Annotated in this window: 12 protein-coding genes; 1 reads left to right on the top strand and 11 read right to left on the bottom strand. The window is 37.2% G+C overall.

The annotated features are described in order from the left end of the window. Positions 1-89 precede the first annotated feature (89 nt). The 11 genes from JHL15_RS13270 to JHL15_RS13220 form a co-directional block, all read right to left on the bottom strand. Positions 90-1610: a TSUP family transporter gene (locus JHL15_RS13270; protein ID WP_200246438.1), complete on the bottom strand. Its 1521-nt coding sequence runs from the start codon at positions 1608-1610 to the stop codon at positions 90-92. Further along, on the bottom strand, positions 1607-4492 hold the full coding sequence (locus tag JHL15_RS13265; RefSeq protein WP_200246436.1) for a TonB-dependent receptor: 2886 nt from the start codon (positions 4490-4492) through the stop codon (positions 1607-1609). Before JHL15_RS13265 ends, JHL15_RS13270 begins: the two co-directional genes overlap by 4 nt. A gap of 434 nt (positions 4493-4926) precedes the next feature. Next, positions 4927-6600, bottom strand: coding sequence for an NADPH-dependent assimilatory sulfite reductase hemoprotein subunit (locus tag JHL15_RS13260; protein ID WP_200246435.1), 1674 nt, complete (start codon positions 6598-6600; stop codon positions 4927-4929). Between the two features lie 36 nt (positions 6601-6636). Continuing rightward, complete coding sequence (locus tag JHL15_RS13255; RefSeq protein ID WP_234047771.1) at positions 6637-8385, bottom strand: diflavin oxidoreductase; 1749 nt, start codon at positions 8383-8385, stop codon at positions 6637-6639. Further along, positions 8336-9181 (bottom strand): uroporphyrinogen-III C-methyltransferase, encoded by an 846-nt coding sequence (gene cobA, locus JHL15_RS13250; RefSeq protein ID WP_200246433.1) that lies wholly within the window; start codon positions 9179-9181, stop codon positions 8336-8338. The genes JHL15_RS13255 and cobA overlap by 50 nt, the downstream gene beginning before the upstream one ends. Positions 9182-9206: 25 nt before the next feature. Then, complete coding sequence (gene cysK / locus JHL15_RS13245; RefSeq protein ID WP_200246431.1) at positions 9207-10118, bottom strand: cysteine synthase A; 912 nt, start codon at positions 10116-10118, stop codon at positions 9207-9209. Positions 10119-10144: 26 nt separating this feature from the next. After that, on the bottom strand, positions 10145-10975 hold the full coding sequence (epsC, locus tag JHL15_RS13240; RefSeq protein WP_200246430.1) for a serine O-acetyltransferase EpsC: 831 nt from the start codon (positions 10973-10975) through the stop codon (positions 10145-10147). Between the two features lie 3 nt (positions 10976-10978). Continuing rightward, positions 10979-12217: a sulfate adenylyltransferase subunit 1 gene (locus JHL15_RS13235; RefSeq protein WP_200246428.1), complete on the bottom strand. Its 1239-nt coding sequence runs from the start codon at positions 12215-12217 to the stop codon at positions 10979-10981. Between the two features lie 76 nt (positions 12218-12293). Continuing rightward, a complete protein-coding gene (gene cysD / locus JHL15_RS13230; RefSeq protein ID WP_234047770.1) occupies positions 12294-13202 on the bottom strand; it encodes a sulfate adenylyltransferase subunit CysD in 909 nt (302 codons plus the stop codon). A gap of 11 nt (positions 13203-13213) precedes the next feature. Beyond that, a complete protein-coding gene (locus JHL15_RS13225) occupies positions 13214-13927 on the bottom strand; it encodes a phosphoadenylyl-sulfate reductase (RefSeq protein WP_200246425.1) in 714 nt (237 codons plus the stop codon). 78 nt (positions 13928-14005) lie between these two features. Then, a complete protein-coding gene (locus tag JHL15_RS13220) occupies positions 14006-14422 on the bottom strand; it encodes an RrF2 family transcriptional regulator (protein WP_200246423.1) in 417 nt (138 codons plus the stop codon). 720 nt (positions 14423-15142) lie between these two features. On the opposite strand from JHL15_RS13220, the gene JHL15_RS13215 reads away from it, so the two are divergent. Continuing rightward, complete coding sequence (locus tag JHL15_RS13215) at positions 15143-16393, top strand: hypothetical protein (protein ID WP_200246421.1); 1251 nt, start codon at positions 15143-15145, stop codon at positions 16391-16393. Positions 16394-16985 lie beyond the last annotated feature (592 nt).

The raw sequence follows: 16985 nt of genomic DNA, 5'->3' as shown, positions 1-16985 counted from the left end.
TAATAAAAAATATGACTAGTTTTTAATTAAAATTTAAAATAAAATACTAATTGATAGCAACTTATGCCTATTAGCGACCATAATGATTCTTATGATATAATGGATTTTACAATCGTGATAAGGCTCATTATACTAACCACTACGCCCACCACTACAAACATTTTCTTTGTCGGCAGTTTGGAGGTCAGCATGGCTGAAAAAGGAGCGGTGAAAACCCCACCCAGTAAAAGACCTAATACAATATTCCAGTGGTGAATACCAATGGTAAAAATAAAAGTGACTGCGCTGGTGATGGTAAGCAAAAATTTGGCAACAGTAGAGCTTCCCACAACATAACGGGGAATTCTCCCCTCTTTGATCAATGTTCCGGTAACCAGAGGACCCCATCCTCCTCCAGCAAAAGAATCAATAAAACCACCCACAAGTCCCAAGACCCTAAGATTTGTTCTTTTTTTTGTTTTTACCTGATTGGCTCTTTTTTCTTTGAAAGCATTTTTAAGAATATTTAATCCAAGATACAAAGTATAACATGCGATAATAGGCTTTACAATATGTGCATAATATTCGCCGTAATGAGATAGCGTTAATGCCCCGATCACAGAACCCGCTATTGCCAGTGGGAATAATACGAGAACCATTTTCTTATTAACGTTTCCTAATTTATAATGGCTAAAACTTCCGGCTGCTGTTGTAAAGGATTCTGCAGAGTGAATGCTGGCACTCACGACTGGTGGTGGCACGTTAAGCAATAAAAGTATCGTTGTACATATGACTCCATATCCCATTCCCATAGAACCTGCGACAATTTCCGCTAAAAATCCAGCAAGCAGCATCCAGTAAAAAATATGTCCATCTTTACTAAGAAAAACCTGAATGTCATCTGATAGATTGAACTGGTAAATGATAATTCCCAACACTCCAAAAAGAATTAAAACGCCTATTATGGCCAAATAGATATTCGCCCGTCTTTGAGCTATTTTGGTAATATTGATGAGCTTTTCTATTTCAAGATCTGATTTTGAGGAGTTCCTTTTTCCTTCATCCAGATATTCTGTGGTTACCCGGTTCAGCTCCTGGACTTTGTAGTTGAAATCTCCTTTTAGCTGATTGCGGATATTCTGCATATTCTCCAATACATCATCCATTTCATCAGGGATGGTTTCGGTAAGAATTTCCCGTAATCTCTTTGCGATAGTTGGGGATTTTCCATTCGTTGAAATGGCAATTTTCAGACTTCCTTTTTTTACAATAGATCCTAAATAGAAATCACACAGATCCGGTTTATCGGCAATATTTACCAATACATTATTAAGATGTGCTTTGTCACGGATCTGCTCAGCTAATGTAATATCATTTACTGCTATAATAGCTACGTCTATATTGCTGAAATCAGAATCCTCGTAAGCTCTTTCGTATAAGGTTAAATTGGGATACTGGGTTTCCAATGATCTAATCTCCGGGATAATTTCTATTGCTACCAGCTTTACGGAGGTTTTCGGTGAATTACCAAGCACTGATTCTAATTTTTCAAGCGCTATTTTACCACCACCAATGACTAATAATGGTAATTTTTCGAGCTTTAGAAATATGGGATATAGGGAATTACTCATTTTGACGATAATTTTAGATCATAGGTAAAAGTAAGATAATACAGACCACCGATTTCAGGACCTGCTGCATACTGAAAATATCGGCGATTAAGTAAGTTGGTAGCCCCTATTTTTACATTTGCATTGATTTCAGGAAGCTTCCACGTTGCCTGAGCATCTATTGTATAGTAAGCTGGAATTTTCCCCGAAGCCAAAGGACTTTCCCATAAGAAATTGTTCTGCCATCTTGCAACGAGGGTAAACCCAATATTCTTGATGATCTCTCTGTTTCCTACACTTACATTAACCATCCATTTTGGAGTGTTGAAAGAGGTGATAAACAAATCAGAATTATTGTTGGATGCCAGATCATTATAAGAGATATTGGCATTGATATTATAGTTTTTTACAATGTTATAACGGACACCTAATGACGTTCCGTAGCTTTTGTAGGTACTGTTACTGTTGGTATATACTCTATAACGATCCTGCTTACTGCGATCGATCATATCCAAAACAGCACTCTCGCTTCCTACTTTACCATTTTTAGGAACAGCTACTTCTACCTGGCCCAGAAACCCTTCATATATATTATAATAAAAATCCCAATCCAACACCAGCTTGCTATTAAAGAAAACGGACTTATACCCTACTTCAAATGAATTGATTTTTTCAGGCTGAAGCTTTTGAAGATTGGCAACAGCCAAAAGATTCTTATTGTCTAATGCAGCCTGGTTTGGACTTTTCCCTCCATCAACATCTGCATTCACAGCAGAAGTAAATTTGTCAAGTGATGCCAGTGTATATGAATTATCCAGATAACCCAATCCTTCATTCACTTTTGAAAGTCCACCTACTCTTCGTACGTTTCCGTTATTGACGAAAGAAAGTGCTTCAAAAAGGGATGGGAAACGGTATCCGTTTTGAAAAGAAGCCCTGAAATTATGTTGATTGACAGGGGAATATACAATACTTATTCTTGGATTCACTTTGGCTTCGAATTCAGGATTTCGGTCAACGCGCAGGGCAACATTAAGTTTTAATTTATCATCAAAGAAAAGCTTGGTGATCTGAGCAAAAGCACCATATTTCTGATAAATAACATCTTTACCGAAAGTACCATTGGATAAAGGAATATTTCTTTCTTTAACCGGTCTGTCAAAATCAACGAAATTATTTCCATCAGGGGTTATGCTGTACAAACGATAATCAATACCTGCAAGTAGGTTGAATATTTTTACAAACCTGCTGAAGTCGTAGGTGAGCTCGCCCTGGTAAAAGCGTGATTTCTGTTCAAGCTTAGCCCCTCCTGTTGCCGGAGCTCCGGCAACTCCCCCGTTTGCAGAATCCCAATTATTGATTCCGATAATGGTATTCTTTAACTGGTCAAAAGCATAGGTTCCGGGAACTACTCTATTTTTATCTGCTTCCTGTCTTGCGAGGATAAATGCATCATTCAGGTTGACACCAGAATTAATACTATTTTGCAAAGCGGATTGAAATATATTTCTCCAGTTGTTGTTGGACAGATTGGTCAGATCCAGATTATCGGCCAAAGGTTTTAAATTGTAAGAGTCTCCTGTATTTTCAATAGATACATATGCTCTGAAAGTAAGTTCCCTACCCGTCAGTTCTACTTTATGATTTTGAACCGTTGCATTTTGCAGTCTGATCTTATTTCCTCTCTGGAAAGTCCCATCCAGTAATCCATAACGATACACATAGGATGCTCTCCATTGGTCTCCAAAACGATAATATAATCCGGCATCAAATTTTATATTTTTCACCTCCGGGCTTACCAGATCTTTTTCAAGATATCCTGTTCTTGATACATTAAATGTGGTAGGCTTTCCATTATAGTCCACTTTTACGGCTACCCTATTGTTTCTTTCGTCTCCGTATTTGTTCCAAAGGTCTTCCGCTGGATTATTCGGCAATGAAAAATTAGGATTGGCGGTAATTAATGGATTGGCATTCTGATCGGTCTGATTATTTGATATCCAGTCCACTCCACTAAAATAAGAGGCATTTACTTTGATGGCCAGATTTTTATTTAAAACCTTTGCAAATCGTATAGCACTTTCTCCCAAAGAAGATATTTTGTGGTTCACATTGTCTACATGATTGACACCCCCTCTGAAATAAACACTTAGTCCTTCAGTAGTAAACGGATCTTTGGTTTGAAGACTCGCGAGCCCATTAATGGCATTCATCCCGTAAAGAGCTGATGCAGCACCCGGAGTTACCTCCATAGACTGGATATCCAGCTCCGTTGGCCCTATAGCATTTCCTAATGGAACTCCTAAGGTAGCTGACTGTACATCAACCCCATCCACCAATTGCATAAAGCGAAAATTATTCGGTGAATTAAAGCCACGGGAGTTAGGGATTTTTAACGTAAGGCTTGAGGTTAAAAGCTGTAACCCTTTTACATTTTCTAATGTTTCATAAAATGATGCAGCAGGACTTTCCCGGATCGCTCTGATATCGATCTTTTCAATGGCTATAGGAGATCTTAGAACCTTTTCAGGAACTCTGGAAGCGGAAATAACCACTTCATCTATAATGGCATTCTGAGGGTTGAGTTCTATCGCTATTTTATTAGATAATGATAGTATTTCAACCGTCTGGTCGATAAATCCTTCTTTATGAATAACAATTCGAAAAGGTATTTTAACCCTCGTTCTTATTTTAAAATTTCCCTGTTGATCGGTTAATGCTGTATCCTGCGTATTTTCAACCTGAACTTTGGCAGTATTAATCCCTTTTTGCGTATCTGTGTTTTTGATGATTCCACTTAATTCTATAAGCTGTTGCTGTGCTTCTGCCAGATTAAAAAATAAAAGTGTAAATACTATAATACCCGTTTTTTGCAGAAAATATTTCTGCCTTATATTTTTCATTTTTCATTTTTTGAGGTTATACGAATGATTCTGTTTAAACTTTTGAATAAGGGAGATTAGAAGTACCTATCATTCCACTCCTCTGAGGGGTGGGCAACCAAAGATTTGACGGGGTGTTTCAATAACACACTCAGAAAATCCTTTGAATAGTTTTAATAGGGTTTAAACAGTTTTAATGTTATTTATTGTTTCAATCAACAACACATACACATTCGCATACCTGAAAGATAATGGCAATGTTTTTTAAATTTTTTCCGACGATACAATAGTTTTATCATATTTTCAATTTAAGTTTTTATTTTTTCCAACCACAAAAGGGACAAAAGTTTTTAACACTTTAGCTATTATTATAAACCAGCTTACGTGCTCTAAAGTGTTTATAAATAAAGCTTTTGTGACTTTTGTGGTTTATTTTAACTTTTGTGGTTTAATTTTTAATTTAAATTCTGTAAATAACGGTATGAGAAATCACCAAACGTTTCCTCAGTCAGTTTTTCCTGTACATATATCCCGAAAAGCTGATCCAAGGTTTCAAGAATTTCTTCCTCACCTAAATTTTCTTTAAATTTTGTATTTAGGCGCATTCCTAATCTGTCTCCACCGATGTGAAGGTTATATTTACCATACGCAGTTCCTACAAAACCGATTTCAGCATTAGGAGACCTTCCACAGCCGTTTGGACATCCGGTCATTCTGATGGTTATATCTTCCTGAAGAAGGCCATACTTTTCGAGTACAGGTTCTATTTTTGTCACTAAAGAAGGCAGATAACGCTGTGCTTCTGCTAAAGCCAATGAACAAGTATTTAATGCCACACAGGCAACAGAATTTTTACGTAAGGCACTTGCTTTCTCTGTGTAATCTGAAATTCCAAATTCTTTCAGGAGAGATTCAATTTGAGGTTTATCAGCTTCTTTAATATCAGAAAGAATAAGATTTTGGTTACAGGTAAAACGGAAATTCACTTTACCGGATTCTGCAATCTTTAATAATCCTGATTTTAAAGGATATTCGTCGGTGTCAAGAACTCTTCCATGCTCCACGAAGACCGTATAAAACCATTTTCCTTCATGATTTTGCATCCACCCGTAACGGTCTTTTCTTTGTTCAAATTTAAATTCTCTGGCAGTCTCAAAGGCAAATCCTGTTCTTTTCTCAACTTCAGTTCTGTATCCGTCAATTCCCAGTTTATCGATCGTATATTTTAATCGGGAAAGCTTTCGGTCACTTCTGTTTCCGAAGTCGCGCTGTACAGTTATAATTTCATATACTGCTTTCAGTGCTTTCTCTTCCGAGTCTACAAATCCAAGAACTGATGCCAAACGCGCATAGGTCGCTTCGTTTCCATGAGTGGCTCCAAGTCCTCCCCCTGCTGCAATATTATACCCTACAATCTGATTATTTTCAATAATAGCAATAAGGGCAATATCGTTGATGAATACATCTACATCATTATTGGGAGGAACTGCAATTCCGATTTTCAGTTTTCTTGGCAGATACCTGTCCTGATATAGAGGATCTTCTTCCGTTTTTCTATCTACAATCAATTCATCATCAATCCAGATATCGTAATATGACTTGGTTTTCGGAAGACACATTTCACTGATCTTACCAGCCAATTCATAAGCCTGTTGATGCAGTGGAGATTCAGAAGGATTCGCAGTACAGGTTACATTTCTGTTCACATCGCCACATGCTGCAATAGAATCGAGATGTTGAATATTGAAGCTCTGAATGGTAGGCTTCAGATGGGATTTTAAAATACCATGCAGCTGAATGGTCTGTCTTGTTGTGATTTTTATGGTTCCTGTGGAATGGTCTTCTGCAATTTCATTCAATCCTGACCATTGTTCAGAAGTTAAAAACCCACCTGGGAGTCTTAACCGGATCATATAGGAATAAAGCCATTCTAGCTTTTTACCTACCCGCTCTTCCCTTCTGTCTCTGTCATCCTGCTGATACATTCCATGGAATTTGATCAGCGTCTGGTCATCTTCTCTTATGGCTCCCGTGAAATCATCGGAAAGGCTTTCCTTTAAGGTTCCTCTGAGTCCGTTACTCCCGGTTTTAATTCTTTCTACCGGTGAAAGGTTATCTTTATTGCTCATTATTTCTTTTTATTTTACGATTACTCCGAATGGGATTTAATAAACATCTTTTGCGTATCTGCCATTAAGTTCCATTTCTTCCAGATAGCTAATAGCATCCTCCTTACTGCGTTTTCCTTGACTTTGGATAATATTCAGAAGGGTTTCTTCAACATCTCGGCTCATGGGTTCTTTGGTCCCACAGACGTAGATTGATGCCCCTCCTTCAAGCCAGTAAAAAACTTCCTGCGCCTTTTGTTCCAGTTTATGCTGAACATATATTTTTTCATCGGTATCTCTGGAGAAAGCAAGGTCTAAATGAGTAAGACCTCCTGTTTTAAGAAAATCCTGAAGTTCTGATTGATAAAGGAAATCTGATACAAAGTTCCGGTCTCCGAAAAATAGCCAGTTTCTGCCTTCCGCTCCTATTGCATCACGTTCCCAGAGAAATGATCGGAAAGGAGCAATTCCTGTTCCCGGCCCAATCATAATAATATCTTTATCCTGTTCAGGTAATCTGAAATGACCTGCTTCCTGAATATAGAACTCAATACTTTCTCCCTCCGCGAACTCACTAAGGAAACCACTGCATAATCCATTCTGTTTCTGGTCGTCAATCAGGAATTCTGATTTAGCAACAGTGATATGGATCTCAGTATCTCCATGAGCCTCCAAAGAAGAAGAGATCGAATACAGACGTGGTGATTGTCCTGTTAACACCGTGATGATCTGTTCAAATTCATCTGCATTTTTCACCGGATAAATCCGAAGGAGATCAAGAAGTCCTAAACGAACTTCCGGAATCGAATGTCCCGTGATCAGAGCATACTGAGCTACAACAGTCTTTAATAAATAGCTGATATTAAGATGTTGGGATAAAAGTTCTTGCACACTGGCGGTTACTCTTGCTGTTTCAATTTCCTTTTCAGGATCAATCCCTGTTAATTCAATAATTTCATCGACCACAGATCTTGAATTGATCGGTACTATGCCTAGAGCAGCTCCAGGGCTATAAACAAGAGCTTCTTCCGTTTCTATTTCTATGTGATAGGTTTCTTTATCAGAAGTAATATCGTTCAGATTAATAATAGTGGAAACGGTTCCCTGATACTTTTTTCTACCCTTTGAAACCTTTGGAGCTGAAATATTTTTTGTTGTATTCTCAGAGGTCTTGTTTACTGTTTCGAAAACATGTTCGATCCAATGGGTGGCATCCTGTTCATAATCTACATCACATTTTTTTAATGGAATGATACGCTGAGCTCCCAATATTTCAAAACGATAATCTACATCTTCTCCCGTTTTACAGAATAGCGGATAGCTACTGTCTCCCAACGCTAAAACTCCAAACTTGAGGTTGCTGAGATTGATTTCGTTCTCATAAATATAATCATAGAATTTCTTTGCAAGAACAGGAGGATCTCCTTCCCCTTGCGTACTGATTATCACAAAGAAAAACTCTTCCTTAGCAAGATCTTTTGGCTTATATTGTGAAAGATCGGCTAGCTTAACCTGAATTCCTTTTTTCTTAATAATTCCCGCCAGTCCTGTAGCTAGTTTTTTACTGTTTCCGGTTTCTGTACCATAAGCAAGGGTAATTTTCTTTACCGCAACCTGATCTGTGTTGTCAATTGCCAGAGATGGCTGAACTGCAGCAAAAGATGATCCTGCAAGACCTGCTAAATATCCGCTTGCCCAGATGGATTCGTCTCTGGAAAAGTTATCAGATATTTGTTTTAATATTTTCAATTTATTTTCAGACAGCATATTCGAAGAAGTTTTGAGTTTTTTGTATAAGGCTTCCATTTTCAACTGATTTAAAATAAAGACCTTCGTTTTCGGAATTTTGAAGCCACGAAAATTCTTCATGCAGATTGACTACTTTACCGATCACTACCAATGATGGAGAGGCAAAAGTTTTATCTGCATACTTTACTGCAAAATCATTAAAAGAAGAGGTATACACTTTTTGATAAGGTGTAGTAGCCTGTTCAATCACGGCAATTTTTTTATCCCTTGAAACATCTAGCTGTATAAATTTCTCTACGAGAGCTGTAAGATTCCCTTTAGACATATAAAATACAAGAGTATCATTGGTCACAGCAAGTTCTTTCCAATAATCATTGGTTAGAATTTCAGACTTATAATAAGTAAGAAAACGAACTGATGTAGCATATCCTCTGGCTGTCAAAGGCATACCTGCATAGGCTGCGGCTCCTAAGGCTGCAGTAATTCCCGGGATAATTTCAAATGGGATTTGATTTTCTTTTAAAGTCTGCAATTCATCCAGAATATTAGAAAATATAGATACATCACCTCCTTTAAGTCTTACCACTGTTTTATTTTGGCGGGCATAATCCACCATTAAAATATTAATGAGCGACTGAGGAGTAGATGCATTCTTACTGCATTCTTTACCTACATAAATAACTTCTGCGTTTTTACTGACATACGTCTCTAAAATCTCAGGACTTACAAGACGGTCGCATAAGATAACATCCGCTTTAGCAATAGCTTTTACCGCTTTTACTGTGATGAGATCTGGGTTGCCGGGTCCTGCACCAATAAGATAAACCTTGGGTGCTTTATTATGTGTATTCATTTAAAGTCTGTGTTAGTTAAAGAGTTTAGAAGAGCCCTTCAATGGAGAGATACCTCTCGCCGGTGTCGTAATTAATGGTAAGAATTTTAGCACCATGCTGTATCTCGGGTAAATGTTTTGCTATGGCAGCCAGTGCAGCTCCTGTAGAAATTCCTACGAAAAGGCCTTCTTTTTTTGCTGCATCTAAAGTATACTCAAAAGCTTCATCTTTACCTACAGTAATAACACCATCTAAAAGGGTTATATCTAATATAGAAGGGACAAATCCAGCTCCTAAACCTTGTAACGGATGAGGTGCAGGACTTCCTCCACTCAATACAGGGGATAACTCTGGTTCTACTGCAATTACTCTAATATTGGGATATTTCTCTTTCAAGACTTTTGCAATTCCAGTGATGTGCCCCCCTGTTCCTACTCCTGTGATCACATAATCCAGGCCATCAGGAAAATCTTTTATTATTTCCTTTGCGGTCGTTTCGGTGTGAATCTTTACATTGGCAGGATTATCAAACTGTCTTGGGATCCACGAATTTGGAGTTTCCTGTGCCAGTTCATTAGCTTTTTCAATGGCACCCTTCATCCCTTTTTCTCTTGGGGTCAATACAAATTGAGCTCCATAGGCTTCCATAATTTTACGGCGCTCTATACTCATACTATCGGGCATTACCAGAATAAGTTTGTATCCTTTTACGGCAGCAACCAATGAAAGTCCTATTCCTGTATTTCCACTGGTAGGTTCTATGATCGTGCTGTCTTTGTTCAATAATCCTTTGGCTTCTGCATCCTCAATCATTGCTAATGCTATTCTGTCTTTGATGCTTCCTCCGGGATTGCTTTTTTCTAACTTGATCCAGACTTCATGATCTGAATTAAAAAGCTTGTTAATTTTTACGACTGGCGTATTCCCAATCGTTTCTAATGTGTTCTGAAATTTCATACCAATACAATTTTTATTTTTCTATTTTAAATAACAAAGGTTAAAGATTCTGGTAATGAGTTGTTATCCTTTATTTTTATTTCACTTTTATGATAAACCAGAGAGTTGGGAGGAACACTTTGTGTGATCCATACATTTCCTCCGATAATACTGTCTTTGCCAACTGTTGTATTTCCTCCAAGAATGGTCGCTCCGGAATAAATAGTAACATGATCCTCAATATTAGGATGTCTTTTCTGATTGGCTTTTTCTTTAGAAACATTTAAAGCCCCAAGGGTCACACCCTGATATATTTTTACATGATTCCCAATGACTGCCGTTTCACCAATAACAATTCCGGTTCCGTGATCAATAAAGAAATACTCCCCGATCACTGCTCCGGGATGGATATCAATTCCTGTTTTGCTGTGTGCATATTCTGAAATGACGCGTGGTAATATTTTCACTTCCTGATTCCATAGCTGATGAGAAATACGATACACATAGGTTGCAAAATATCCAGGATATGCAAGAAGTATTTCTTCCAGAGAACCCGCTGCCGGATCAAATTCAAGAATAGCTACTGAATCCAGAATCAGTTGATCATAGATTTCCGGCAATGCATTAAAAAAGGCATCCGTTTGTATTTCTGCAAGATCTTCATCTGCAGTAATGCAGTTTATCAGGCTAAAAAGAGCACCATACAATTTTGCAAAGTTTCCCTCCAATTGATTTGTTGTATTTTCTTTTTCAGGAAGAAAAAGTACCTCATACAATCCGGTAACGAAATATTTTGCTTTTACCTTATCAAAAAAACGATGGGGATGACTTTGTTTGTTATTACGGATTCGGTCAATTAAATTATTTGAAACTGTCATTTTCTATTGAATTATGCATGCTGCTACTGTTGAATTGGAGGTCTCATCTACTAAAATTGAAGACCCTGTTCTTTTATTATTGATAAAACTATCGTACACCAGGGGTTGTGCAGTTCGAAGCGTCACTTTGACAATCTCATTGAGTTTAATTTCTCCTTCAGCCTTTTCCTGTTCAAGAGTATTTACATTGATCTTGTAGTCCACCTCTTTTACAATTGCTTTTACCAGTCTGCTGTTTTGTTGTAATATATATTTATTACCAGGCTGTAATGATTTTTGATCAAGCCAGCATAGCAGAACCTCAAGATCTTTCTCAATAACCGGAAGCTGTTCTTCGGTGGCGAAAAAATCTCCCCTGCTGATATCTAAATCGTTGGCTATATGAATAACTGCAGGCTGCCCTTCAAAGGCTTGTTCCTTTTCTACTCCATTGATTTCGATTTTAACAATTTCAGTGGTTGAACCTGCCGGAAGTATATGAATTTTGTCGCCTTTTTTAAACTGACCGCTTAAGATCTGTCCCGCGTAACCTCTGTAATCATGTAATTCTTCTGTTTGAGGACGGATCACATACTGAACCTGAAAACGACTTCCGTTATTCAATTCCTCATTCAATTTTACCTGTTCCAGATAGTCCAGAAGAGAATCTCCTTCATACCAATCTGTCTTCGGTGATAAAGAAACAATGTTATCTCCTTTAAGCGCTGAAATAGGGAAATAAGTCACGTCTTTCAAACCCAGTCCTTCAGCAATTTTTGAATAGTCAGCTTTTATGGTTTCAAAAACTTCTTGTGAATAATCTACCATATCCATTTTGTTAATAGCTACGGCTACCTTTTTTAATTGTAGTAAAGACGCAATAATGGAGTGCCTTCTTGTCTGTTCAATAACTCCTTTTCTCGCGTCGATCAGGATGACCATCAAGTCAGAATTAGACGCTCCGGTGATCATATTACGTGTATATTGTACATGGCCGGGGGCATCTGCAATAATAAATTTTCTTCTGGGTGTAGAAAAATATCTGTAAGCTACATCAATAGTAATTCCCTGTTCTCTTTCTGCACGCAGACCATCTGTTAAAAGTGCTAAATCAACACCGTCTTCATTTTTATTTTTAGAGTGTTTTTCAAGTACTTCCAGCTGATCCTGTAAAATACTTTTGCTATCGTATAGCAGTCTTCCGATAAGGGTACTTTTACCATCATCCACACTTCCTGCTGTTATAAATCTTAATATATCCATTTTTTGAATTATGAGTTATGAGTAATAATTGATGACATTCTGCCTTAATCATTGATCAATTATCTTTTATCATTGATTAAAAGTATCCTCCTTTTTTACGGTCTTCCATAGCGGCTTCCGTTACCCTGTCATCAATTCTGGTTTCTCCACGCTCAGAGATCCGGGTTGCTGAAATCTCTTCAATAACCGCGTCTATTGTTTCTGCATAAGATTCAACTGCTGCAGTGCATGTCATATCACCTACGGTACGATAGCGTATTTTTTTTGTGGTTACGAAATCATGGACTTCCAGAGAAGCGTGTTGAGAATTGGCAATCCATTGACCATTAAAATCCACCACTTCTCTATTGTGCGAGAAGTAAATAGAAGGCAGCGCGATTTTTTCTCTACGGATATAATTCCAGACATCCAGTTCTGTCCAGTTGCTTATAGGGAAAATTCTTACATTCTCACCCTTATGAATTTTGCCATTGAAAATATTCCATAGCTCAGGACGTTGAAGTTTAGGATCCCATTGTCCAAACTCATCTCTGACAGAAAATATTCTCTCCTTTGCACGGGCTTTTTCCTCATCTCTCCGAGCACCTCCAATACAGGAATCAAATTCAAACTCTTCTATGGTATCGAGCAATGTATAGGTCTGCAGCCAATTTCTGCTTGGAAATTTACCTTTAGGTTCTGTTAGACTTTTCTTTTTTATCGTGTCCTCCACTTTACGCACTACTAAGTCTACTTCCAGTTGATGCACGAGTTGATCTCTAAAGGTTAAAACCTCCGGAAAGTTATGTCCAGTATCTACATGAACAAAAGTAAAAGGGATCTTTCCGTGACGAAATGCTTTTGAAGCCAGATGAGCCAGTACAATACTGTCCTTTCCTCCGCTGAATAAAAGAGCCGGACGTTCAAATTGTCCTGCTACTTCTCTTAAAATGTAAATGGATTCAGCTTCTAACTGATCTAAATAATCTAAATGATATGTTGACATGTGTTCTTTTTTTATTGATGAATATGTAATCCGCATTCTTTTTTGTTGGCATCTTCCCACCACCATCGGCCTGCTCTGAAGTCCTCTCCTTCTTTTATCGCTCTTGTACAGGGTTCGCATCCAATACTTACAAATCCTTTTTTATGCAGATAATTGTAAGGCAAATGATGTGTTTTTACGTAATCCGTTACCTGTTCTGTCGTCCAGTGAAGGATTGGGTGAAATTTAATGATCTGATTGTCCTCATCCCATTCCACCTGCGGCATATTTTGTCTGTTGGCAGAATGCTCTGATCTTAATCCGGTGATCCATACCTTATATCCTTGCAGCGCTTTTTTCAGAGGATGAACTTTTCGGATCGTACAGCATGCCTTTCTCTGCTCGACCGATTGGTAAAATGAATCCGGTCCGTTTTGTGAAACGAAGTCTCTTATTTCTTCGGTGTCGGGATAATATGCTTTAATATTTTTTTTGAAGAATGCTATGGTTGCAGTCCAGGTTTCATAGGTCTGTTCGAAAAGTCGTCCAGTATCCAGTGTAAAAATATCAACATTAAGATCTTTAATGAGATGTGTGATTACCTGATCTTCATAACTAAAGCTCGTCGAAAAGATGAGCTCATTAGGAAACCGTTCTACCAGTATCTGTAAAAAGTCCTTCTGAAAGGGAGTTTCAGAAGCTTCTTTCACTAGTTTATCGAATTCTATTTTAAGGCTATTTTCCATTTGCATTGACATTAATCTGTGCAAATATATATAATCCTATTAATCCTACCAAATTAGTAGTATTTAAAATTAAAAAAACTAACTTTTTTTCATAAACGTGGTCAGAGTGGCCTCCATCATGCTTTTTCTTGTTTTCTCCCTTACAATAATAAACTCTTTTCTAAGGTAGCAGGTTTCTTCATCCACACAATCATCGCATGGTTCATAAAAGTTTAAAGAGACACAAGGAGCCAATGCTATAGGTCCATCAAAAATCCGGTAAATGTCAGCAAGAGAGACTTCGTCAGGAGATTTCAGCAAATAATATCCACCTGCTTTCCCTTGTTTACTATTAACAAGTTTTACTCTCTTTAATTCTAGAAGAATTTGTTCTAAAAATTTTCTGGGAATATGTTCATCTTGTGCAATAACAGAAGTAGGAAGAAAGCCCTGATTGTAATTTCTTGCTAACCTGACCATTGCTTTTAAAGCATATTTGCAACGTTTGGACATCATAATGACTGCAAGTTATAACATTTTCTTTTATTAATGAAATGTTTTTCAAGTGGGGAATGTTTTGTACCACCCCGTCAAATCTTTGATTTGCCACCCCTCCGAGGGAGGGGAATTGTAACAGCTTCAATTGTGATGTTAATAATTAGTTTTTGTTAATCGTAAAGGCACAAAGGTTTTTTTAAGGATGTTGTTTTTAAGGCGCAAGAAAATCAAAGATTTTCGGCCAGGTTTATTACGGAGACAATGATTCGTCACTTCGAGTAGGTTTTGAAAAAAACGTATCGAGAAGTTGGATTATATTTTTAAATAGCTATTTTTTATTTTTTAATCATTATCATCTGCGTTATCTGCAAAATCTGCGAGAATTCTAATTTTTATTTCTTTTCCCGCAGATTGCACAGATTACACAGATCTTTTTTCCTGCTGGTTTGATCAAGTATCTTTATAATAATCATCTGTGATATTTGTGAAATCTGTGGGAGCTTTAATCTCTTCGTTTTGTTTTTGCTCTCGCGGATTGAGCAGATCATGCAGATTTCTTTAAATTTTCATCGAAAATAAAAATCTTTAAGACGTAATGTTTTGAAGATTTTAGCGCCTTTGCGATTAACCTATTATCTTTACAATCAAACTATTGATATGAAACAAAGATTAAGATATTTAAGTGTTTTGACTGTATTTATTATCTTGGTGTGCTGCCAGCAATCTCTTCAAAATCGGATGTCTTCCAAGAAGGGAATAATAACAAAAAAAATCATTTATACTGAAGCTTTATTTCCAAGCTATAATGCGAATTATACTCCCCCATCAGGAATGAAAACATTTGAATTGAGTCAGGATTATCCGAAAATATTGATTGTTGAAAATTATCCATGGCAAAGTATTGATTTCACCAAAGATCCTGAGCTTTATATGCAGACTGTTTTACATTATTGCCTTGAAGGCAATAGAGAGGTTGATTTCAGAGGACAGGAAAATAAAATCAGAAAATGGTATCATGCTCCGTGGCTTCATGATGATGGAAAGTACCTGAATAAAGCGTATATAGGAAATGGACGTGAATATATCCATGGTCTGACAAGGGAGTTTGCGACACCAAAATATAAAATACATGATCAACAGGATATAGAATTGGAAAATTGGGCAGTAGGAATGTATAATTCTCCGGGAGGTTATACACTAGGGCAAGTTTGGTCCGCTCCGAATCAAGATCCGGATCCGGTAAAATCTAACTTTCCGGAAGGAACCGTAAGTTTTAAATTACTATTTACTGATGGAACTTTGAGTAAGGTTCCTTTTCTAAAAAATACATTGGAATGGAAGGCTAATATTTATGTATGCAATCCTAATACAGAATGTGCCGATAAAACAAGAACTGAGAGAACGGTTAGACTGCTTCAGATCGATATTGCGATCAAGGATAAAAGGGCATTAAAAACTGGTTGGGTATACGGAACATTTATGTATGACGGATCCAGTAAAGGGAAAACGGTTTGGGATCGAATGGTTCCGGTAGGGTTAAGTTGGGGCAATGATTCAGGGATAACAAAAGATGTGCATCGTGATGGTGCATTTATTAATAAAGAACTTCAAGAGTCTTTTATCAATGCATCATTGATACATTCGGAAAAGAAAGATAAAACAGCAGCTTATCTCAAATATCATGGATTAGGAGGAAGGCTAAACGGGCCTATTGATAATTCAATATCATCATGTATTTCGTGTCATGGTAATGCAGCAGTTAGTAGCAAAGGCGTTACTCTGCCTTTAGGAGATTTTAAAGCAACTACAACACGACTGAATTATTCTCCGGAATCATTCAGACAGTTTTTTTCTGATATTGCTCCGGGAGCGAATACGATGAGATATAAAGGAGAAGAATATGTAACTACAGACTATTCTTTACAGGTTTCAACGGGTATTAGAAATTACTATGCAAATAAGAGAGCTTTGAATAGTAGCATAAAGTAGGGGGCTATTTTTTATCTCTCGCAGATTGAGCAGATCATGCAGATTTTTTAAATTTTTATCGGAGATAAAAATCCTTGCGCCTTAAATATATAATATTTTTAAAAAAAATTAGCGTCTTTGCGATTAACCTATTTTAGATTCTTCACTTCGCATGCGCTTCGTTCTGAATGACAAATGTGATGATTAGAATGAGTGAGATAAAAATCAAAGATTTTTAAAAGCTTATGTGTCCTTCATTATGCAGCAATATGATAAACTTTCTTACGTGTTCTAAAGTGTTTAACACTTTTGTGACTTTTGACTACGTCGAACCTTTGGTTGGTGGTTAAAAAACTCGTGTAGATTTGCTTTATTTATCTCTCGCGGATTGAGCAGATCGAGCAGATTTTTTTTAATTTTTATCGGAGATAAAAATCCTTGCGCTTTAAATACATAACACTTAAAAAAAATTAGCGTCTTTGCGATTAAGTATTTTAGATTCTTCACTTCGCATACGCTTCGTTCTGAATGACAAGTGTGATGATTAGAATGAGTGAGATGAAAATCGAAGATTTTTAAGAAGCTTATGTGTACTTCATTATGCAGCAATATG

It is taken from the genome of Chryseobacterium paridis, from assembly GCF_016595215.1.
Classification (GTDB): Bacteria; Bacteroidota; Bacteroidia; order Flavobacteriales; family Weeksellaceae; genus Chryseobacterium; species Chryseobacterium paridis.
Note: the sequence above shows the minus strand (reverse complement) of the source record. Positions and strands in the feature narration are given on the sequence as shown.

Excerpts from the sequence above, each read along its gene's own strand:
- epsC (WP_200246430.1), bottom strand. The coding sequence starts at position 10,975 with ATGACAGTTTCAAATAATTTAATTGACCGAATCCGTAATAACAAACAA.
- JHL15_RS13265 (WP_200246436.1), bottom strand. The coding sequence starts at position 4,492 with ATGAAAAATATAAGGCAGAAATATTTTCTGCAAAAAACGGGTATTATA.
- JHL15_RS13220 (WP_200246423.1), bottom strand. The coding sequence starts at position 14,422 with ATGATGTCCAAACGTTGCAAATATGCTTTAAAAGCAATGGTCAGGTTA.
- JHL15_RS13225 (WP_200246425.1), bottom strand. The coding sequence starts at position 13,927 with ATGGAAAATAGCCTTAAAATAGAATTCGATAAACTAGTGAAAGAAGCT.
- JHL15_RS13260 (WP_200246435.1), bottom strand. The coding sequence starts at position 6,600 with ATGAGCAATAAAGATAACCTTTCACCGGTAGAAAGAATTAAAACCGGG.
- JHL15_RS13215 (WP_200246421.1), top strand. The coding sequence starts at position 15,143 with ATGTCTTCCAAGAAGGGAATAATAACAAAAAAAATCATTTATACTGAA.
- cysD (WP_234047770.1), bottom strand. The coding sequence starts at position 13,202 with ATGTCAACATATCATTTAGATTATTTAGATCAGTTAGAAGCTGAATCC.
- JHL15_RS13270 (WP_200246438.1), bottom strand. The coding sequence starts at position 1,610 with ATGAGTAATTCCCTATATCCCATATTTCTAAAGCTCGAAAAATTACCA.
- cysK (WP_200246431.1), bottom strand. The coding sequence starts at position 10,118 with ATGAAATTTCAGAACACATTAGAAACGATTGGGAATACGCCAGTCGTA.
- cobA (WP_200246433.1), bottom strand. The coding sequence starts at position 9,181 with ATGAATACACATAATAAAGCACCCAAGGTTTATCTTATTGGTGCAGGA.
- JHL15_RS13255 (WP_234047771.1), bottom strand. The coding sequence starts at position 8,385 with ATGGAAGCCTTATACAAAAAACTCAAAACTTCTTCGAATATGCTGTCT.
- JHL15_RS13235 (WP_200246428.1), bottom strand. The coding sequence starts at position 12,217 with ATGGATATATTAAGATTTATAACAGCAGGAAGTGTGGATGATGGTAAA.